At 39.0% G+C, this 21,183-nt stretch carries 20 protein-coding genes; 9 read left to right on the top strand and 11 right to left on the bottom strand.

The features are described 5' to 3' along the window. Positions 1 to 124: 124 nt before the first annotated feature. The 7 genes from AC0IWT_RS15090 (at position 125) to AC0IWT_RS15060 (ending at position 6,558) form a co-directional block, all read left to right on the top strand. On the top strand, positions 125 to 1,522 hold the full coding sequence (locus AC0IWT_RS15090) for an anthranilate synthase component I family protein (RefSeq protein WP_471797785.1): 1,398 nt from the start codon (positions 125 to 127) through the stop codon (positions 1,520 to 1,522). A 27-nt stretch (positions 1,523 to 1,549) separates the two neighbouring features. After that, positions 1,550 to 2,131, top strand: a complete 582-nt coding sequence (locus tag AC0IWT_RS15085) for an anthranilate synthase component II (RefSeq protein ID WP_056869469.1) — start codon at positions 1,550 to 1,552, stop codon at positions 2,129 to 2,131. A gap of 85 nt (positions 2,132 to 2,216) precedes the next feature. Continuing rightward, the gene (gene trpC / locus AC0IWT_RS15080; protein WP_471797784.1) at positions 2,217 to 2,999 is read left to right on the top strand and encodes an indole-3-glycerol phosphate synthase TrpC; all 783 of its coding nucleotides are present in this window, start codon (positions 2,217 to 2,219) and stop codon (positions 2,997 to 2,999) included. A gap of 534 nt (positions 3,000 to 3,533) precedes the next feature. After that, a complete protein-coding gene (hflX, locus tag AC0IWT_RS15075) occupies positions 3,534 to 4,724 on the top strand; it encodes a GTPase HflX (protein WP_056869471.1) in 1,191 nt (396 codons plus the stop codon). A 49-nt stretch (positions 4,725 to 4,773) separates the two neighbouring features. After that, entirely contained in the window at positions 4,774 to 5,154 is a 381-nt protein-coding gene (gene rbfA / locus AC0IWT_RS15070; protein WP_471797783.1) for a 30S ribosome-binding factor RbfA, read from the top strand. 24 nt (positions 5,155 to 5,178) lie between these two features. Continuing rightward, on the top strand, positions 5,179 to 5,865 hold the full coding sequence (locus tag AC0IWT_RS15065) for a peptidoglycan DD-metalloendopeptidase family protein (RefSeq protein ID WP_471797782.1): 687 nt from the start codon (positions 5,179 to 5,181) through the stop codon (positions 5,863 to 5,865). A 39-nt stretch (positions 5,866 to 5,904) separates the two neighbouring features. Next, on the top strand, positions 5,905 to 6,558 hold the full coding sequence (locus AC0IWT_RS15060) for an energy transducer TonB (RefSeq protein WP_471797781.1): 654 nt from the start codon (positions 5,905 to 5,907) through the stop codon (positions 6,556 to 6,558). Between the two features lie 385 nt (positions 6,559 to 6,943). Here AC0IWT_RS15060 and AC0IWT_RS15055 read toward each other — a convergent pair whose 3' ends face one another. Further along, positions 6,944 to 7,798: a diacylglycerol/lipid kinase family protein gene (locus tag AC0IWT_RS15055; protein WP_471797780.1), complete on the bottom strand. Its 855-nt coding sequence runs from the start codon at positions 7,796 to 7,798 to the stop codon at positions 6,944 to 6,946. On the opposite strand from AC0IWT_RS15055, the gene AC0IWT_RS15050 reads away from it, so the two are divergent. Continuing rightward, positions 7,779 to 8,834, top strand: coding sequence for an App1 family protein (locus AC0IWT_RS15050; protein ID WP_471797779.1), 1,056 nt, complete (start codon positions 7,779 to 7,781; stop codon positions 8,832 to 8,834). The two genes, AC0IWT_RS15055 and AC0IWT_RS15050, sit on opposite strands and share 20 nt — an antisense overlap. On the opposite strand, the gene AC0IWT_RS15045 is transcribed toward AC0IWT_RS15050, so the two are convergent. From AC0IWT_RS15045 to AC0IWT_RS15030, 4 genes are all read right to left on the bottom strand, one after another. After that, entirely contained in the window at positions 8,831 to 9,199 is a 369-nt protein-coding gene (locus AC0IWT_RS15045) for a YccF domain-containing protein (RefSeq protein WP_471797778.1), read from the bottom strand. The genes AC0IWT_RS15050 and AC0IWT_RS15045 overlap by 4 nt on opposite strands. Before the next feature lie 136 nt (positions 9,200 to 9,335). After that, complete coding sequence (locus tag AC0IWT_RS15040; protein ID WP_157274813.1) at positions 9,336 to 9,524, bottom strand: hypothetical protein; 189 nt, start codon at positions 9,522 to 9,524, stop codon at positions 9,336 to 9,338. A gap of 165 nt (positions 9,525 to 9,689) precedes the next feature. Next, positions 9,690 to 10,889 (bottom strand): DUF1501 domain-containing protein, encoded by a 1,200-nt coding sequence (locus tag AC0IWT_RS15035; RefSeq protein ID WP_471797777.1) that lies wholly within the window; start codon positions 10,887 to 10,889, stop codon positions 9,690 to 9,692. Positions 10,890 to 11,004: 115 nt separating this feature from the next. Continuing rightward, positions 11,005 to 12,447: a DUF1800 domain-containing protein gene (locus tag AC0IWT_RS15030; protein WP_471797776.1), complete on the bottom strand. Its 1,443-nt coding sequence runs from the start codon at positions 12,445 to 12,447 to the stop codon at positions 11,005 to 11,007. 73 nt (positions 12,448 to 12,520) lie between these two features. Here AC0IWT_RS15030 and aat point away from each other — a divergent pair, with 73 nt between their 5' ends. Continuing rightward, on the top strand, positions 12,521 to 13,159 hold the full coding sequence (gene aat, locus AC0IWT_RS15025; RefSeq protein WP_471797775.1) for a leucyl/phenylalanyl-tRNA--protein transferase: 639 nt from the start codon (positions 12,521 to 12,523) through the stop codon (positions 13,157 to 13,159). Here the strand turns inward: aat and AC0IWT_RS15020 are convergent. The 6 genes from AC0IWT_RS15020 to AC0IWT_RS14995 all read right to left on the bottom strand — a co-directional run bounded on the left by AC0IWT_RS15020 (position 13,156) and on the right by AC0IWT_RS14995 (position 21,180). Continuing rightward, positions 13,156 to 13,749, bottom strand: a complete 594-nt coding sequence (locus tag AC0IWT_RS15020; RefSeq protein WP_471797774.1) for a TMEM175 family protein — start codon at positions 13,747 to 13,749, stop codon at positions 13,156 to 13,158. The genes aat and AC0IWT_RS15020 overlap by 4 nt on opposite strands. 101 nt (positions 13,750 to 13,850) lie before the next feature. Beyond that, complete coding sequence (locus tag AC0IWT_RS15015) at positions 13,851 to 14,633, bottom strand: 3-keto-disaccharide hydrolase (RefSeq protein WP_056869483.1); 783 nt, start codon at positions 14,631 to 14,633, stop codon at positions 13,851 to 13,853. A 65-nt stretch (positions 14,634 to 14,698) separates the two neighbouring features. Then, on the bottom strand, positions 14,699 to 15,016 hold the full coding sequence (locus AC0IWT_RS15010) for a YgaP family membrane protein (protein ID WP_471797773.1): 318 nt from the start codon (positions 15,014 to 15,016) through the stop codon (positions 14,699 to 14,701). Positions 15,017 to 15,748: 732 nt separating this feature from the next. Next, positions 15,749 to 16,135, bottom strand: coding sequence for a GxxExxY protein (locus AC0IWT_RS15005; protein ID WP_471797772.1), 387 nt, complete (start codon positions 16,133 to 16,135; stop codon positions 15,749 to 15,751). A gap of 569 nt (positions 16,136 to 16,704) precedes the next feature. Next, on the bottom strand, positions 16,705 to 19,596 hold the full coding sequence (locus tag AC0IWT_RS15000) for a DEAD/DEAH box helicase (RefSeq protein WP_471797771.1): 2,892 nt from the start codon (positions 19,594 to 19,596) through the stop codon (positions 16,705 to 16,707). A gap of 183 nt (positions 19,597 to 19,779) precedes the next feature. Next, the gene (locus AC0IWT_RS14995; protein WP_471797770.1) at positions 19,780 to 21,180 is read right to left on the bottom strand and encodes an efflux transporter outer membrane subunit; all 1,401 of its coding nucleotides are present in this window, start codon (positions 21,178 to 21,180) and stop codon (positions 19,780 to 19,782) included. Between the last annotated feature and the right edge of the window lie 3 nt (positions 21,181 to 21,183).

Below are 21,183 nucleotides of genomic sequence, written 5' to 3'. Positions count from 1 at the left end.
CCATTAAAGCCCGGCGTAGAACCACACGCCGGGCTTTTTATTTATTATAATTTAACAAAAGGAGAAATTGTTTACCTGAATCCCCGGGACAGGTGGTCGGTTATCCCCCAAAATACGAATAGTAATGTTTAAAATTAATACCACCTATAAAAAATTACTCGCCGATACTACAACACCCGTAAGCATTTATTTACGCTTACGCGATGTTTACCCAAACAGCATTTTACTCGAAAGTTCTGACTACCACAGTCGCGAAAATTCGATGAGTTTTGTTTGCGCAGATCCGGTTGCAGGCATTATTTTACGGGGCTCGCGGCTTGAAAGTTATTTTCCTGATGGCTCAGTGGAAATTACTGAAAGTGAGGATTTAACGGAGCAGATCTCTGCCTTTAAAGATAAATTTAAAGAAACAGAAATTCCTGAAATTAAATTTATAACAAGTGGTTTATTCGGGTACTTTACCTGGAATGCCGTACAGCATTTTGAAGATATTAAATTTACTTCCGAAACGCCCGAAGGCGAGGAAATACCTGAAATGCAGTACCATTTGTACCGTTACATCATTGCCATCGACCATTTCAAAAATGAGATAACCTTGTTCGAAAACGCTTTCGACGGTGAAGAAAAAGGTGGGCTTGAAAAAATGGAATACCTGATTCAGAATAAAAACTATCCAGAATACAAGTTTCAGATAAAAGGGGAAGAATCATCAAATTTAACTGATGAAGGTTTTATTCAACTGGTAGAGCGCCTTCAGAAACACATTTACAGAGGTGATGTATTCCAGATTGTACCATCCAGGGCTTTTAAACAGGCCTTTACGGGCGATGAGTTTAATGTTTACCGTTGCCTGCGATCGATAAATCCTTCGCCGTATTTGTTCTATTTCGATTACGGGAACTTTAAGCTTTTTGGCTCATCGCCAGAAGCACAGATTACGATTAAGAACAATACAGCAAATATTTTTCCTATTGCGGGAACCTTTAAACGTAGCGGTAATGATGTTGAAGACGCCGAGCAAGCCAGGAAACTGGAACAAGATCCGAAAGAAAGTGCGGAGCATGTAATGCTTGTGGATTTGGCCAGAAACGATTTAAGCAGGCATTGCAACCGCGTTGAAGTTAAATCTTTTAAAGAAGTACAATATTATTCACATTTAATTCATCTGGTAAGTAAGGTGAGTGGGCATTTACAAGAGGATGTTAGTGCATTTAAAGTGGTGGCAGACACTTATCCGGCAGGAACTTTAAGTGGCGCACCAAAGTATAAAGCCATGCAGTTAATTGATGAAAACGAAAAGCTCGGGCGGAATTTTTATGCTGGTGCTATTGGTTTTATGGGCTTTAATGAAGATTTTAATCACGCAATTATGATTAGAACTTTTATGAGCAAGAATAATGAGCTGCATTACCGGGCGGGCGCAGGAATTGTTGCAGATTCTGTTCCTGAAATGGAAATGCAGGAGGTTAATAATAAGATCGCCGCCTTACGCAAGGCAATTGAAATGGCGAAGGATATTTAAGATTTAATTTACGAATTACGATTTATAATGATTGATAATAAGAAAACGGTTCTCGTAATCGATAATTACGATAGTTTCACTTACAACCTGGTTCATTTAATTAATGAAGTTGGTTATGAAGCTGAAGTCTGGAGAAACGATAAATTCGAACTCGCCGATGTTGCGCAATATGATAAGATTTTACTTTCTCCAGGACCAGGAATACCCGAAGAGGCCGGATTGCTACTTGATGTTATTAAAACTTATGCGCCTACAAAGAGTATTTTCGGGGTATGTTTGGGTCAGCAGGCAATTGCAGAGGTTTTTGGCGGGACGCTTTTAAATCTTGGTCGGCCAATGCATGGCATTGCAACGCCCGTAACCGTTGTAGATGGCGATGAGTTTTTATTTTGGGAATGCCCGCAAACAATAAACGTTGGCAGGTACCATAGCTGGGTAGTTAGTAAAGATAATTTTCCAAGTTGCTTAAAAATTACAGCCAGAGACCACAAAAACGAAATTATGGCACTGCGACACGAAACGCTTGATGTTCGCGGGGTACAATTTCATCCGGAGAGTGTGCTAACCGAGTTTGGAAAACAAATGATGGAGAATTGGTTAAGCTCTTAAAAAAAAACATCACTGTGGAAAAAAAAAGCGTCTTTCTAACGAACGGATTGCTTCGAACTTTCACTGTGGTTAGTAATTATTAACTATGAATATCTTAGATAAAATCGTACTGCGCAAGCAGCAAGAAGTTGCAGATGCAAAGGCATTAGTTTCAGTTAAGGATTTGGAGGAATCTATCTACTTTCAGAGGAAACCATATTCTTTTAAAGAATTTTTGCTAGCTGATGATAGAACCGGAATTATTGCCGAATTTAAGCGTCGTTCGCCTTCTAAAGGATTAATTAACGGCGTGGCCGATGTTGCCGAGGTTACACAGGCCTACAATAACGCTGGTGCATCTGCACTTTCTGTTTTAACTGACATAGATTTTTTCGGTGGCAAAACGGATGATATTCTTGGTGCGAGAGCGTCAAATAACATCCCCATTCTTCGTAAAGATTTTATGATTGATGAGTACCAGATTCTGGAAGCTAAAGCTTGGGGTGCTGATATTATTTTGCTAATTGCCTCGATTTTAACGCCACAACAAATAAAAGATTTCGGAAAGTTTGCGCAAAGTCTTGGCTTAAATGTATTGCTCGAAGTGCATAATCTTGAGGAACTTGAAAGGAGTATTTGTCTGAATTTAGATGCCATTGGCGTTAACAACAGGAATCTGGGTGATTTTACGGTTAACATTCAAACATCATTTGATTTGGTTGACAGAATTCCTGATGAGTTTTTGAAAATCTCGGAGAGTGCGATTAGTAATCCTAAAACCATTAAGGAATTGAAAGCTGCAAGTTTTAATGGCTTTCTTATTGGCGAAAACTTTATGAAAACAGCAAATCCAGGGGCTGCAATGGAAGAATTTGTAAGAGCGCTTTAGAATTCTTTTTGCGACAGGTTTTTTGCCATAGAACTACAGAAATCCCGTAGGTGAACTTTTATTTCTATTGTTGACGTTTGTTTGACACAGAAACACGGAAGGCACAAGTGAGCTTGCTTATAAGTTTTTATTTCGGTGATTGAAGTTTGTTTGCCACAGAAACACAGAAGGCACGGAAATCAGATGGGCTTGAGAAGGCTTGTTTATGAGTTTTTATTTCTGGTTGAGGTTTGTTTGCCACAGAAACACCGAAGGCACGGAAATCAGGTGGGCTTGGGAAGGTTTGCACTTAGAACCGTTCGGTCAAAATTGCTTTGTTTCAGAAACACAGGAGTAATCGAACTTACCATTATTTATAAAGCAATACTATTTACCTATTGAGAACTTTGTTTAGTGGCGGAATTTGTGTAAAAACCGTGCTTTAATAATTGCATCTGTTACATTTCGGCTTATTGAAGCGAAACTTTTATTACACGAGCATGGTTTGTAAATGGAATTACACATTCGCAAATTTCGTATATTTGCTTTAATTACATGGGAAAACAAAAATTTTATGATACTGCGATAAAGCAGGAGCGGGCCATTTTGGTGGGTGTAATTACACCTGGTGAAAAGGAAGAGCAAACTAAAGAATATTTAGATGAGTTAGCCTTTTTGGTCGAAACAGCTGGTGGGATGGTTGAAAAAAACTTTACTCAAAAAATGCTGAAACCGGAACGTGCAACTTTTGTGGGTACAGGAAAGCTTGAAGAAATAAAGGCTTATGTAAAATCGGAAGAGATTGATACCGTTGTGTTTGACGATGAATTGTCGCCCTCGCAGTTGAGAAATATAGATAGAGAGCTGGGTGTTAAGGTTTTAGATAGAAGCAATTTAATTCTGGATATTTTTGCCAGCAGAGCCCAAACTGCACAGGCTAAAACGCAAGTTGAATTAGCTCAGCTGCAATATGTTTTGCCACGATTAACGGGTATGTGGACGCACTTGGAACGTCAGAAGGGTGGTATTGGTATGCGTGGACCAGGTGAAACGCAGATTGAAAGTGATAGACGGATAATTTTAAATAAAATCTCTTTGTTAAAAGAGCGCCTCAGAAATATCGACAAGCAGAACGAAACGCAACGTAAAAATCGAGGCGAATTAATTCGTGTAGCACTTGTAGGCTATACGAACGTTGGCAAATCGACTATTATGAACATGCTCTCGAAATCGGAAGTGTTTGCTGAGAATAAGCTTTTTGCTACGCTCGATACTACCGTTCGTAAAGTGGTGATTGAAAATCTGCCGTTCCTCTTGTCTGATACGGTTGGTTTCATTCGAAAATTACCTCATCATCTTGTAGAATGTTTCAAATCTACGCTGGATGAGGTTCGTGAAGCCGATATCCTGATCCACGTTGTTGATGTTTCGCATCCAAACTTTGAAGATCAGATTCATATCGTAAACGAAACCTTAAAAGACATTGGCGCAATTGATAAAGACATGATTTTAGTGTTTAATAAAATTGATGCTTATGTTTCGCCGGAGGTTGAAGATGAAGACGGCGATGGAAAACTCACCATCGAAGATTTTAAAAAAAGCTGGATGAGCCACGGCAAAGTGCCGGTTTTGTTCATTTCGGCCACGGAACGTGAAAATATAGAAGAGTTTAAAACATTATTGTACGATAAGGTAAAGGCTGCACACGTGGCGAGATATCCGTATGATAGTAATTTGTTATATTAGGTAATTAACGTCGTTGCAGGCTAGCAAGCAATTGGCGAAATAAAATATTATGGAAAGTAAACGTCAGCAGAAATTTGCAGGAGTAATACAGGAAGAATTGGCACAGGTTTTTCAACGCGAAGGTGCATCGTTTTTGCCAAATACACTGGTTACTATAACCCGTGTGCGGGTGTCGCCAGATTTGGCAGTTGCAAAGGTGTATTTAAGCTTTTTCAATACGAACAACACAACGCTTTCTATTAATACCGTAAATGCACACAGTGGCGAAATCAGGTATAAGTTAGGTTCCAGAATACGCCACCAGGTAAGGGTTGTACCCGAACTTACATTCTTTGTAGATGATACAAATGAATATGTTGAACGCATGGATAGCCTTTTTGAAAAGATTGCTAAAGAACCTAGACAAAAAGAAGACGACACCGAAGAATAGCTTCATATTACTTTAAGATAATTAATGAAAACTTTCGAAGAAGTAATCAGGGGCAACGCTTTTTCTATACAAAAGGTTGTCGATTTTGATAAAAACGCCGATAAACTTTTACCACTTGATTTTACCTCCAAAAATTGTGAATTAACTGATCAGATTCTTGATAACACGAATTTATTTTCCGCCTGGGTAGATGAAAAGCTTGCATCCGTGGGCGCCCGTTATGGTATTGGGGGGTATAACGAACATAGAACAATTTATTCGAGGAGTGCTCATTTCGATAGCGAAGCAGAGCCTCGCCGATTGCACCTTGGCGTAGATATTTGGGGGCCGGTTTTTACACCTGTTTATAATTTCTACCATGCAAAGGTTCATAGCTTTGCCAACAACAACAATTTTGGAGACTACGGCGCAACAATAATTCTCGCTTACAACATCGATGGTTTTGAATTCTATGCACTCTATGGCCATTTAAGCCTTGCCTCACTAAATGGTTTACAGGAAGGCACTGTTATCGCTGCCGGAGAAAAATTTGCTGAATTTGGTAACAAAGAAGAAAATGGATACTGGCCGCCGCACCTTCACTTTCAGATTATTTTAGACCTGGAACATTTTAAAGGAGATTATCCCGGCGTTTGCAAATTTAGCGAGCGGGAAAAGTATCTGTCAAACTGCCCCAATCCAAACTTAATCTTCGAATATTCGTTTTATTAATCTAGGCTCGCTTTCAGCTTATTTTAGTAAATTAGAGTGATGAAAAACTTAATAATTGTCGGTTTTGTTTTGTTTGGCAGCCTGGCAATGGCGCAGGTGCAGTTTAAGAGCGGGCCATCAGGTTTTGCTACTTTTCTAAAAAACAATACCATCTACCCACAATTTTCTAAACAAAACTGTATTCAGGGAACAGTAAATGTAAGTTTCAAATTAGATAAGGGCGGCAAAGTATATTCGTCCAAAATAACACGTGGAATTATTTCTGATTTAGATGATGAAGCCCTTCGATTGGTGAGGATGAGTAGCGGTAAATGGCAGGTCCCGGCCGGTTACGATACCACCATTTCTGTTGTTGTGCCAGTTAATTTTAAGTTGTCCGGGTATGATTGCGAAGGGAAAAGTAAAGCAGAAATAAAAGCATCAATTATTGCTTACGAAGCTGAAGAAGGCTTAACAAATGCGGTAATAAATTTTTATAAAAATAAGGATCAGGCAAAACCTGGTCAGGAAGCGCAGATATTGGCCATAAAAACGCAGCTTGGTATTGATGAAGAATATTTGGACGGGGTGATAAAAACCGGCTTGAAAAAAGTAAAACAAGGTGATAGGCAAGGAGCCTGTGAAGATTTTAATCTTGTTAAAAATTTGGGAAGCGACAAAGCAGATGATTATCTTGCCAAATATTGTAAATAATGCGTTTAGTAATTCGAATTTTTGCCCTTCTTGATATTATAAGTATTTTTCTGCTTGCCAAACCATTTTTCGAAATCGTTACGCATTTAAAAGAAATTCCAGATCAGGTGTTATCGCAAGCCAGGGTTATCCTAACATTACCCATGTTTATATCGCTTTTCGTCTCTGCAATTGGGTTAATGCTTTTTAAAAAATTCGGATTTATAGCATATTATATTCAATTCCCATTTCGCTTAGTGGTGTGGGTGTTTTCCATCGGGTTTATAACCCTACTTCCAGAGCTGTTAAATCTAAGCCAGACCTGGTTCGACGTTTTATTTAAATTGTGCTTTATTGCCGAATTCTTCAGGCTATATTTCAGCATTCAGATACATCGAAAAACATTCTAAATGATTACCGAAATTGCGGCCGGTAAAATTTTCGCTTCAACATTGTTTAATTTGCCAATGTATTCTCCATCTACCTGGAAATGTGCTTTATGCTTTGAAAATATTTTTACGGATGAAGTTTGAAAGACCTCAATTTTTTTGGGGTTAAATGGCAATTTTGTTATCCAGATTTTAAGAATTTCCATGTAGGAATAATCCTTTACTAAAATTATTTCGAATAATTCATCATCCAGTTTCCCGTCGGGATTTATTTTTAAACCTGTGCCATACATCGTTGCGTTTGCAATAGCAACCATTGCTGCCTTTGATTTTACCGTTTCATCTTTGAGTTTTAACTCAACATCCATCCTTTTGTGGTTCCACAATGCATGCCAGGTGGCCTTTGCATAACCCCACATGCCGCGTTCGGGTAAGGTGTCAAATTTATTTACAAGGTAGGCGTTAAAGCCTAAATCTGCCAGATGGATGCAAATCTCCTCATTAATTTTAACCACATGAATTTTTTTAGGGGTACCTGTTTCAAGAAAATCCAGTGCTTCTGTAATATCTGTCGGTATGCCTAATTCTTTAGCCATTCCATTTGCAGAACCTGCCGGGATTATGCCTATCGGCGTCTCCGAATTTAACAGGCATTCTGCAACAAGTTTTAGCGTTCCATCACCGCCAACAGCTACCACCTTATCGGCATGTGCACTATTTATTTTTTGCTTTATTTTTTCGATAGAACAATCTTCCGGTAACTCGAAAAGTTCAGTTTCGATTTGTTTTGTCTCGAAATGATTAGAAATTACTTCTTTAAGATTGATGTTGTGACTACCCGAACCCGGGTTGATGATGAACAGTAATTTCATGGTGGATGAACCTCTTTTGGTAACATCAAAACAACTTATTGTAAACTCTGTTTTAATTATAATGAATAAATCGGTTAGCGTAAAAGTATATCGTGGTTATGGCCACACCCACAATTTGGTCGTTTATGGTCATGTTTTTAATCATAAAGCAAAAACCACGCAGGTTTACAGCAATAACCTATTCGTAAATATTGTTCATTTATTAAAGCTTTTTATTCTAAAGCCTTATCCATTCGTTCAGTTAAGGCTTTGCTTCGCTAACCAAATTATTTACAACAAAGCTGAAGCCGATGGTTTTTTCAAGTTCGAATTTGAAGCATTGAAGGATGTTGCCGCGGGTTGGCACGCAGTAAGGGTTGAGGCAACGGGCGAGGATGGCGCTGTTTTGGGGGTTGGTGAAGGCGAAATTTATGTTCCACACATTACGCAGTACGCCTTCATTTCTGATGTGGATGATACGGTTATGATTTCCCACTCGGCAACAATAGGCCGGAGATTGAGAGAACTTTTTATCAAAAATCCACACACACGGAAAACTTTTCCCGATGCTTCAAAACACTATCAGCAACTGGCGCTGGCACACACCGAAGCAACACAACCCAACCCGTTTTTTTATGTGAGCAGCAGTGAATGGAATTTGTATGATTATCTCCTCGAAACTTTTAAATTTAACAAACTGCCAGATGGTGCTTTTTTACTAAATACCTTAAAAAGGTGGAAGGATTTAGTGAAAACCGGCAAAACGGGGCATGAAGGAAAGCTACTTCGCGTAATGCGCATTTTAGACGCTTTTCCGAATCAAAAGTTTATTTTTTTTGGAGACAACTCGCAACAGGATCCGGAAATATACACCTCAATAGCAGAAAAATACCCTAAAAATATCGAGGCAATTTACATCAGAAATATCCGCAAAGAAAAAGAAGGTGAAACAAGGGAGCTACTCAAAAAAATGGAAGTGAATCAGATTCACACCTGTCTTTTTAACCACAGTAACGAAGCCATTGAACATTCAAAAGCCATCGGGTTAATAAGTTAACTTATCGACTTGCCAAATGGCGTAAAGGCTAGGTTCATCAACTTAAAATGCTGACGGCCAAAAGGGATACCTACAACCGTTAGGCAAAGCAAAATGCCGAAAAGGAAATGTGTAAGGGCTATCCATAGTCCCCCGCAACAAATCCAAATGATATTCATAATTGTAGAGAGACAGCCCGTATTTGATGCGCTATCTGTAATTTTGACACCAAATGGCGCTAACCCCACAATAGCAAATTTAAAGCATTGTATGCCGAAAGGAATGCCAACAATAGTTAGGCAAAGAATTAATCCACCGATAATGTATTCAAAGAATATAAAAATTCCGCCAAAAATAATCCAAATGATGTTGCCTAAAAAATTCATTATTTCTTTTTTAGGTAAGATGAATTAAAGAAACGATTGTTACAGGGCCAGCGTTTGAAGCTCGAAAATCCCTTTCCTCGATGAGGAGAAAAGTACCCAGTCCTTTTAGGATGGGCACTTTGAAAGCTTTTGTAAACTAATTATTTGCGTCTGCAGGGGCATTAGTTGTGGAATCGGACGTCGTGTCGGTTTTCAGCGAATCGCGAACATTGGTGTCGGTATATTTGTACATGCTATCTGCATTCTCTTTATCTGCTTTTTTACCGTTACAAGCTGTAGCTGCAATGGAAGCTATTGCAAATAAAATTAAAAATGTCTTTTTCATAGTTTTCCTTTTTATTATTAATCTGTTTTGCAATAAGATTGTTTTAATTTTATGCAATTAATGGTTCTAAGCCAGGCAAACTACGGTAAAATTCGGTTAAGCTATTCCTGTTGTGCAGAAACGGGCATTAGCCATGCAAGTTCAAATTTGAGGAATAATCAGACATTAAATAAAATCCAGGGTATTAAATTTCTTGTTCAAAATATCTGCATTGTTAACGTCGAGCCATTTATCTAGAATTGTGCCGTATACCTGCCTAAAATCAAGCTGATATTTCAAGTCGCCGGTGTCTAAATCGCTCAGGTTTGGTGCATCGTTAAAAATACCCTGCTTTTTTAAACGCCCGCCGAAAACAAACATGTTATTTGCCGTTCCGTGGTCTGTGCCATTGCTGGCGTTCTGTTCAACTCTCCGTCCAAATTCAGAAAATGTTACCACCAGGGTATCTTCAAGTTTGTTGTTCGTTTTTAAATCTTTTAAAAACGCAGCCATGCCTTCACTATATTGTTTAAGCAGATTTCCCTGCTGTTGCACCTGGTTTACGTGGGTATCAAAGCCGCTTAGGGATACGTAATAAACCCTGGTTTTTAAGCCTGATGAAATAAATTTAGACACCGTTTTCAATTGATTTGCAAATCCGGATTGAGGATAGGTAGCTTTACTTTGATAAACTTTCGAGGTGTTTTGTATGTAGCTTGCCGAAGAAGAGGTTTCGATCATTGTTTTATATAGATAGCCTAAATTATCTTCATCCAAGTGTTCCTTATCATTTTGCAACATTGCTTTAAAAAACGGATCATTGGTATTGCGGAATAATGCTGCGGGGTCTTTTAAAGCAATGCCTTTTTTAGTCTGGCCTTTCATGGCCAACGAAAGGGAGTCATCAACTTCGATCGCCGTATATGGGAATTTACAGGTTTGGCAATTGCTATCCAGGTAACGGCCAATCCATCCGGTAGAAAGAAACTGGTTGCTCTCACTGCCTGTTTGCCATATGTCCATCGAACGGAAGTGGGAACGATCCGGATTTGGATAACCAACGTCATTTATAATCGTCATCCATCCCTGGTCGTGAATTTCCTGCAATGCTGCCATATTCGGATTTAAGCCCTGCATATCCGTCAGCTTAATTACCTCTTCGGGTTTAATTGCAATACCTTTTCTCTTTTGATAGTAAATATCGTTGCCATAAGGAATAACAGTATTCAGGCCATCATTACCGCCAGAAAGCTGCACAACAACTAAGTTTTTGTATAGGCTTAACTCGTCGAGCGCCATTGCTTCCAAAGGTTTCATGAAAGCAGGAACGAAAAGAGCACCTGCCGCTACAAAACCTGTATTTCTTAAAAAACCTCTTCTATCCATTTTGTTATCATTAATGGTTAATAGTTTACATTTACAAGTCGGTTTGAATCCACGAAGCCTAATGTTTTGAGTTGAACATCTAAGCTCTTATGATCCATCGCCTCAGTATTTTTCCTTAACAGAGTTGATATTCAGGCATGCTTGCAATTTCTACAGATGTATTTCTCAATCCGGCGTTGTTGCCAACCATTGCCGTTATCTTATCTGTTAATTTTGGCTGTAGCAAAAATTCTGCGAGCTCTACCGGCTTAATTTCTTTTGGCAGGGTGCCCAAAAACTTAGGCCAGTCTGCTTTTGCGTCTACAAAAGATTTTGGTTTAATCTTTATGTTAGCATTCGCTGTGGCCGTTCTACTTTGGGCAATCACAGCCTCATCCTCCGGATCTGCCTTTCCACTGAAATCAATCTGCCCATCATTAAGTACAAGCGATGGAATCCGCATCCTCAACATTAACGAAGAGCTGTCTATCCAGCTTTGTCCGCCAGGCCAGCCGGCAACATTCGGTGGGTTAAAAAGGTACTGCCCTAAACTGCTTTGCAGCTGAATTAAAACCTGCGGCTTATTGTAGGTAACGTAGAACTCACGACTTAATCCCACTAAAAATTCGGCCGGTGATTTTATTTTGGTGCCTACATTTTCGGGAGCGTAAAACCAATCTGCAGTAAACATTTTTTTCATCAGCTGGGCAATGTCATATTTAGATTCGAAAAATGCAGTAGCCAATTCTTTAACATGGAGCTCATTTGGCTTATCGTTAACGAAAAATTTATAAACCTTTCGCGAAATAAACTCGGCAGTTTCAGGCTTATCCAAAATGATGTCGATGATGTTTTCGCCATCAAAGTTGCCAACTTTTCCGAAGAAGGCTTTTGTTCCGGTATCGTGGAGATTGGGGCGAAATATGAATGAACCGTCTTTATCATACATCCATCCGGTAAAGGAGCGGGCAGATTCTTTTATGTCTTGTTCGGTGTAATTTCCTCGTCCCAAGGTGAACAATTCCATGAGCTCCCGGGCAAAGTTTTCGTTAGGCTTGCCTTTTCTGTTCTGTTGATTGTTTAGATATTGCAACATTGCAGGCGATTTAGAAACCTCAACAAGTAGAGTTTTGAAACTTCCCAAACTATTTGTGCGTTGAATGTTGTTAAGTTGCTGGGCAAACATTGGGTTGTTGCTTCGGCAGGCGAAGTGGCCATGCCAAAACAAAGTCATCTTCTCACGCAGGGGCGTTGGCGTGTTAATCATCTTCTCAACCCAGGCAATGTTTAAATCACGACTTTTTTCGTTCTGCATCCTGACAATTTCCTGGCGCTGCTTTTTCTCTTCGTCGGTTAAGTCTTTTTTTGCATATAAGCCTGCCTGCATTAAAAGCTGCTGTTTGGATGCAACCGAATCGATGAGTGTCAGGTCATCTGCCTCTTGTGGTTGTTTTAAGAGGTTATCGATAACTTTGCCGATGTTTTTTTTACTCAGTTTGTGCAGGTCGGTATAAGCGATACCAAAGCCCGCTCTGTTGTAAAGATGTTTTACTTTGAAAAAATTATCTTTCGCACTCATAATAATAACTTTAATACTATGACTTAATTAGAACGTGGTGGTTTAATCTTTGTTTCATTTCTTACTTTTACATATGTTTTTTCAATTGCTTGATGATGACCTTAGTTTTCCAAATCCTGCCCTGGCAGATGACGATGGATTACTGGCGATAGGTGGCGATTTAAGTTTACAGCGATTGCTTTTTGCCTATTCAAATGGCATTTTTCCGTGGTTTAGCGAGGGTGACCCAATTCTTTGGTATTCGCCGCATCAGCGGTGTGTGATTTATCCTGGTGAGATAAAAATCAGCAAGAGCATGAGGAAGGTACTTAAAGATGAAACCTTTCAAATAACGATCGATAAAGCTTTTGTAGATGTAATCAAAAATTGCGCAGCAACGCCTCGCGATGGACAGAACGGCACCTGGATAACAAATGAAATGCAGGAAGCATATATTAATCTGCACAAAGAGGGTTTCGCCCACAGTGTGGAGGTATGGAAAAACGAGCGCCTGGTTGGCGGCCTTTATGGTGTAAAAATCAATCGTGTTTTTTGCGGCGAAAGCATGTTCAGTCACGTAAGCAATGCCTCTAAAGCAGCGCTGATTTTTTTAAGTAAAACCGATATTGATTTAATTGATTGCCAATTACCAAATGACCATTTGATGAGTTTGGGTGCAGTAATGATTCAGCGAGATACCTTTATGAAATTTATAGACTCGCAGCGTACTTAGCTTTCGTCTTCCAATGTCTGATGAATTGCACGTTCAATTCGTCTATCAGGAATGAACCAGATGCAGGCAACAATAACGTACATACTTGCCCCCAGCCATGGGTTTACGAAGGCCAACCCTGCTCCTAAAAGGTAAAAAACTAAAGAGAGTTTGCCTTTGCTGTCTCCACCAATTGCATGTACAATTAAAGAATGCGCACCTTCTGTTTTTTTAATAACGATAACTAACAGGAGGTAAGCCAGGGCGGCCAAAAATAAAACGATCCCATAAACAACAACCGGCCAAAGCGCAAAGTGATTCTCGCCCATCCAACCGGCTGTAACGGGAAATAGTGATAACCAGAAAAGCAGATTTAGATTTGCCCACATCATTTGCCCGCTAATTTTCTTAACAGCATGCATTAAATGGTGGTGGTTGTTCCAATAAATGCCCACATAGGTAAAACTGAGCACATAGCTGATAAATTTAGGAATTAGGGGCTTCAAGGTCATTAGGCTCTCACCTTCGGGAGCCTTGATTTCCAGAACCATAATGGTTATTATAATTGCGAAAACACCATCGCTAAATGCTTCCAACCTTCCTTTGTTCATAATGCAGTTTTCCTTTTAAGATGCAATTATGCAGCAATTTATTCTTAAAACAAAAAATCCTGCAATTTTTACATCGCAGGATTTTTGTATTGGTTTTAATTTTAGAGTTCTCTAACCCAAATGTTTCTAAAGCTTATTGCCGGAGAAGGGTCTCCATGATCCTGAAGCTTGATTGAGGAAGGACCGTGCTTTTTGTACTGCGGCGCTCCGATGTATCTTGTTTCGCCTTTTAGAACGTAGCCATTTTGCAGCAGTACACCATTTAAAAACAATGTTACTGATGCCGGCTTCAACAGACTTCCATCCTCATTAAAGCGTGGAGCATTCCAAATGATATCATAATACTGCCACTCGCCAGGTTTTTTATTTGCATTTGCAAGAGGAATTGCCTGCTTATAAACGCTTCCTGTTTGTCCGTTAACATAGGTTTTGTTGTTGTACAAATCCATAATCTGGATTTCGTAGCCGTCGTCTCCGCCACCTGTTGATGCTAAAAATACACCGCTGTTGCCACGAGCCTGACCTTCGCCAGTAATATTAGCAGGGATTTTCCACTCCATGTGCAACTGGTAATCTGTAAACTTTTTATTGGTTTCAATGTTTCCCGTACCTTTTTTTACGGTAAAAAATCCATCGTCTATTGTCCATGCGGCAGGTTTAGTAGCATCTTTAACAGAGTGCCATGCATCCAGATTTCTGCCATTAAATAAAATGATGGCGTCAGAAGGCGCATCCTGGGGTAAATTGCCTGGAGTAACCGTTTTAGGAACAGGTTCCCAAACTTCTGTTGTTTTTGGGTCTCTGGCCGGGTCTATTTTTTTATCTTGCGCCATAGCCTGCATTGAAAAGAATGCCGGAATAAATAATAATGCGTATTTGCTCATAATTACAGATTAACGCTTTAAAGTTAACCGATTTATTAATAAGTGGAAATAAAGTATTCAATTTATTACGCCAAATCGTCTGTGATGTAAGTTTCGGTCACTACGATTTCATCAGGTGCGATACTTTCTTTTTTCTGCTCAGCAATATCACGCATCGGGCAGTAACCGGTAACGCCTCTGTAAAGTAAACTTGCGCCAATTGCGGCCCCAGTTAAACTCAGGATAGGATGAGAAAACAGGCCACTAATTCCCTTATAAATTAGGTAGGTCCCGGCGGCACCAGAAAGCCAACGTTCAGAACTGGATACGTTGTTGTATAATTCTGGATATTTCCAGGCTTCTTTAATGTTGTTTATCGTGGTGTTTAAATCTTCGTTTGTCATGATGGTAGTTTTAAATTTTCTATCATATAACAAGCAGAAGGTAAATCAGTTTTGATTGAATACAGAAACGCCACAGAAATTACGCGATATACAATGAAAGACGGTTCATCACAGGAATAATTTTTGAATTAATTTTATTCCTTTTGATTGCATCTTAGCCACGGAAACGCGGATTACCATAGAATTGCCTTGTTTAATTTTGTTTTAGTTAATGATTAGCCACAGAAACACAGATTTACACAGAATTATTTTGTGGAAGTTGTTTTGGTTAATGAATAGCCACAGAAACACAGAATAACACAGAACTGCTTTGTTGAATTTTGTTTTGGTTAATGAATAGCCACAGAAACACAGATTAACACAGAACTATTGTGGAAGTTGTTTTGGTTAATGATAGCCACAGAAAAACAGATTAACACAGAACTGCTTTGTTGAATTTTGTTTTGGTTAATGAATCGCCACACAAACACAGATTAACACAGAAGTGCTTTGTTGAATTTTATTTTGGTTAATGATTAGCCACAGAAACACAGATTAACACAGAACTATTTTGTGGAAGTTGTTTTGGTTAATGATTAGCCACAGAAACACAGATTAACACAGAACTATTTTGTGGAAGTTGTTTTGGTTAATGAATAGCCACAGAAAAACAGATTAACACAGAATTGCTTTGTTGAATTTTGTTTTGGTTAATGATTAGCCACAGAAACACAGATTAACACAGGACTAATTTTATAGAATTACACGTTTAATTTCTAATGTTGGCTTTCCAAAATTTAGAATTAAACCAACTTTACAAGAGGAACATTTCAAATAGTTCATGGCTTGGGCGAGGTCTTCATTTGCGACTGCACTTTTTGATTTCACCTCGAGGATTACCGAATCAAATATGATAAAATCGGCATAAAAACTATGGGGAAGTAAAATCGATTTATAATAGATGGGATAATATTTTTCCCTTTCGTAATGATACCCTCGTCTTTCTAACTCAATGCAGAGTGCATCTTTATAAACAATCTCAAAAAAACCACAACCTAAATGTCTGTGAACATCTATTGCGGCATTGATAATCATATTCGTTTCCGTTTTCAAAGGAAAACTTGAGTCTTCAATAGCCATAAACAACCTATTTAAAAATAATCTGGGATGTTATTATTAATAGGGATTACATCTTCTGCTTTTTGTGCTTCTGTTGCAAAATAATCAAATTGGAAGACAAAAACTATTAGATTCTTAAGATTCCAATTTTTCTGTGCCTTTTGTGTTTCTGTGGCAAACTTATTGAATTCACAGTTAAACTATGAGCGTCTAAAGAAACTCCATTTTTCTGTGCCTTTTGTGTTTCTGTGGCAAACTTATTGGATTCACAGCTAAACTATGAGAATCTAAAGCAGCTCCAATTTTCTGTGCCTTTTGTGTTTCTGTGGCAAACTTATTGGATTCACAGTTAGACTATGAGAATCTAAAGCAGCTCCAATTTTCTGTGCCTTCTGTGTTTCTGTGGCAAACTTATTGAATGCTCAGCAAAACTAATTTCTAAAGAAATTCCAACCTTCTGTGCGTTCTGTGTTTCTGTGGCAAACTGATCAAAAATACCCTATCATCCGCCTTTCTGTGGCATAATTTTGAAGTTTAAGCCTAATAGCTTGCTACATTCAAATCAAATATTCGGCGGCAGTTCGGTGGTGTTAATTTAAAATATCCCGAATATCCTCTTTACTCAACGATTTGAAGAAACTCTCTTCAGTTGTAATCAGTGAATTGGCGAGCGATTTTTTGCGCTTTTGCAAAGCAAGGATTTTCTCTTCAACCGTATCTTTGGCGATAAACTTATAGATAAAAACCTTCTTATCCTGCCCGATACGATGGGTCCTATCTATGGCTTGTTGTTCCACTGCCGGATTCCACCATGGGTCTAAAATAAACACATAATCGGCCTGTGTTAAATTTAAACCAACACCGCCGGCTTTGATAGAGATTAAGAAAACCTTTAGATCTTCATTCTGTTGAAATTCAGAAACAATTTCTCCGCGGTTTCTTGTCGCCCCATCCAGATAGGCAAAGGGAATATTTTCTTTTTCGAAATGTTTTCGGAAAATATCAAGGTGTTTAACAAACTGAGAAAAAACCAGCACTTTATGGCCACCTTTTAAAACATTATCCAGGGTGTGAATAACGTTTTCAAACTTACCCGAGTCAGACATGTATTCGGCATCAATCATAACCGGGTGGTTGGCAAGCTGGCGCAGGGCTGTTAATCCCTGTAAAAGCTGCACTTGCTTTTGCGCAAAGGTTCCATCATCCATGCTTTGCAACAGATCGTTGCGATAAGCCGATTTAGTCTTTTCATAATAGGTAGCCTGATCCTCACTCATATCGCAGTAAATAACCTGCTCTGTTTTTGGAGGCAATTCCGAAGCAACCTGTTCTTTTGTTCGGCGAAGCACGAACGGTTTTATTATTGATTGAAGTTTGCGGGCTTTTTCCTCGTCTTTTTTCTTTTCGATTGCCTGTACATATTCTTCATAAAAAAAAGCCTGTGTGCCGAGGAGGCCGGGATTTAAAAACGTTAACTGCGACCATAAATCGCCCACAGAGTTTTCTACCGGCGTACCACTCAATATTAATCTGTGTCGGGATTTTAATGCCCGAACTGCTTTAAACGATTTGGATGAAGGATTTTTTATGTTCTGGCTCTCATCCAGGATAACATAATTGAAATAAAAGTTCTTCAACTCATCAATGTCGACCCTTGTAACGCCATAAGTTGTAATTACAATATCGTAATTGGCAAAATTTGCAACATCCTTATTCCTGTTAGTGCCTGTATGCGCAAGGATTTTTAGCTTCGGTGTAAATTTCTTTGCTTCCGTTAGCCAGTTGTAGATAAGCGAGGTTGGCATAATAATTAAGGAAGTAGTTTGCGTTGATGCAAGCTGATCATCTTCCTTACTTTTTTGAAGCATCGCCAGTGTCTGGATGGTTTTCCCCAAACCCATGTCATCAGCTAAACAGCCACCAAAATTGTACTCACGCAAGAAACTGAACCAATTGTAACCAGCTTTCTGGTAGTCCCTCAGGTTTCCCTTAAAATGAACCGGCATCTGAATATCTGCAATGTCTTCGAAATCACTTAAACGTTGCAGCTTGCGCTCCAGCGTTATATTTGCTAGGCTATCTTCGGCTAAATCATTGAGCAGGCCAATGTGGTGTTTCTTTAATTTTAGCGTTTTACCAGTATCTGCCAGACTAAACAAGCTGCCATATTGCGTAAACCACCTATCAGGAATAATTGCAACTTCACCATCCGGCAGAATAAATTCTCTCCTTTTATGTAAGATATGTTGTTTTAAAGATAAGAATGGGATCTGATATTTGCCAAACCAAACCACGGCATTAATATCGAACCAGTCGTTGCCTTCTTTCACTTCCAAATCAATTTTGCTGGCACCTAGAACAAATCGTTTTTGGCCAGTTGCCTGTTCAATTTCAAAGCCTGAAGATTCCAGCAACTCAATGTGTTCGTTCACCCAATTTATGGCGGCGTAACTCGGATTGTCTTCCGCAGCAACCACTTCCAGATTACTGAATAAAGCGCTGGTTTTTTTTAACCCGAGCGATAATAGCAGATTAAGTTGTTTTTTCTCCCAATCAGCGGAACGTTTAATGCGGTGAAAGATATAATTATCATCAGTTTTCTCAAGCCGAACGGTTACTTTGTGTGCATTTTCTACAGGAAAAACGTATTCTCCATATCTAAAATAAAGCTGGATTTGCGATAAGCCACCATCAACATAAAAAACTTTTAAAATTGGTTTAGCTTCAAACTGCTCTGTTCTAATTTCGAAACCTTCTGCATAAACATGGTGCTTTTCAATTAAAGGCGCAACAAACTTTTCGAAGTAAGTGGCTTCAGTTGATTTTGGAATGGCGATGTATCTCTTCGCTAAAAAGGGTTGTAATTTTTTACCTTCGATATCCTGATCAAAGAAGTATAAAACATCATTTAATAGCAGCCATGCCGGTTTATTGCTGATAATTTGCGCCTCTTTGAACATAAACTCGATGCGCAGATTCTGATATTTTATGGTCGGGAAATAACGTGTCTCCGTTTCATTTCTTCGAAAATGGAACAAAATAGATGCAGGTTCTGATGCAAACTCAATCTTGCGTTCTACCGGCCATCCATCTTTATCCATTAAGTAAAGTTCATCCTTAACTTTTAAAAGTTCCAGCGCTTCTGCAAGCTTTTTTTCAATCTTAGGCCGCACACTCTCATAAAATTTATCATCAAATACTTTTGTGAAAAACTCAGTCGGCCGGATTAATTTTTTGTAATGTTTTTTAATGAGTGAATCCTGTTCAATATCATCCAGAACTTTTATCAGTTTGTAATCAATTTCACTTAAACAAGCATTAAATTCCTGGGCAGTGTGTGTAAAAATCCTCTGGTAAGTAAAAGAAAAATCACCCTGTGGATTTAGTTGAACAACATGAGGTTCAATTAAATAGCCCAAATACTCATGTTTGCACAAGGAGTACACAACTTTACAGTTTTTAGAGCTATCTACGCGTAACATTTATTGGATTGATTTTTTTTTAAAAGCTACCCGCTTGAAAAACTTTAAACTTACAATAATTTCGTGGCACATCAAAAAAACGAAATGAAATAGGATTAAAAATTATGTAGCTATGTCGATTGCACTAAACAAAAAAGCATCCTGGTTTCCAGAATGCTTTTTGCTTGTTTATTATTTTGTGTTCTATTTCCAGCCACCACCGAGGGCACGATATAAATTAACCACCGATTGTAGTTTTTGTAGTCTATCGTTAATGCCATTAAGCTGAGCCGTTAGCAAACTTTGCTCCGATGTTAAAACGTCGGTATAATTTGTTGCAGAGCTGTAGCGCAATAATTCCTTGGTAAAATCTACCGCTTTTGTAAGTGAAGCAATTTGCTTTGCTCTCGTTTCTTCCTTTTCACTAGCGGTTTGATATGCATACAAAGCATTTGATACTTCCTGCCCGCCGGTTAAAAGCGTTTGCTGAAAGTTGTAAAATGCAATCTGCTGATTGGCCTGTGCGGTGGTTAAGCGTGCTTTGTTTGTGCCTTTCGCAAAAATGGGCTGTGTTAAACCACCCACTAAACTGTAAAATATCGAGTTATAGAAAAAGTTGCTCAATTGCAAGCTCGTTAAGCCGCCCGATGCTGTTAAGGTTAACGCAGGGTAGAAGTAAGTTTTGGCAACGTTGGTATTTTCAAATGCTGATCTGAAACCAAATTCCGCAGCAATCACATCTGGCCTGTTTTGTAAAAGCTGGGCCGAAATACCGGTTTGCAGGTTGCTGTATGGAACCTGTTGGTCTAAAGTTGTGCGGTCAATTGCACCAGGTGCTCTTGCCAAAACAATACTAAGGGCGTTTTCCGCTTCCTTAACACTACGCCTTAAATCAGGCAGCGTAACCTGTGCCGCATACAAATTCGCCTCGCTTTGCACAACAGCAGCACCATTAACAATTGCGCCTTCTTTCAACGCTTTCATCGTTTCAACATCTTTAGTTCTGATGGCTATAGTTTGCTCGGTAATTGCCAGTTGTTTATCCAAAGCAAGTAGGGTATAATAGCTGTTGGCAATTGTTGCAATAAGTTGTGTTTGCACAGCCCTTTTTGCGGCGTCGCTCTGAAGTAGTGTGGCAAAAGCAGCACGTTTAGCGCTGCTGAGTTTCCCCCAAATATCAGCTTCCCAAGCAGTGCTTAATTGCGCACGATAGGTTTGCGTTTCTAAGTTAATGTTAATGCCAGCAGGGAAATTTTGTGCTGAGGCAGAAGCTTTGTTATCCGTAACTGAAACATCGGCCTGCAAACTTGGTAAAAAAGCCGCACGGCTTTGGCGTAAAGTTGCTTCCGAAATTTTAATCCGCTCAATGGCTTGTTTTAAATCTAAATTCTGATTTATGCCCTGCTGAATTAAAGATTGTAATGTGGTATCGGAAAACAGACTCTTCCACGGCAAATCGGCCATGGTTGTTGTATCAGTTGTATTATTATCACGGTATAAGCCAACACTTGTAAGTTGCGGGCGCTCATATTTTTTGGTTACGCAGGCACTTAAAGTGAGTATTATGCTACCGATTAAGATGGAATACTTATATCTAAATTTCATTTT

The organism is Pedobacter sp. AC464, from assembly GCF_979253075.1.
The sequence above is the reverse complement of the archived record's forward strand: the minus strand, read 5'-3'. Positions and strand labels throughout refer to the sequence as shown.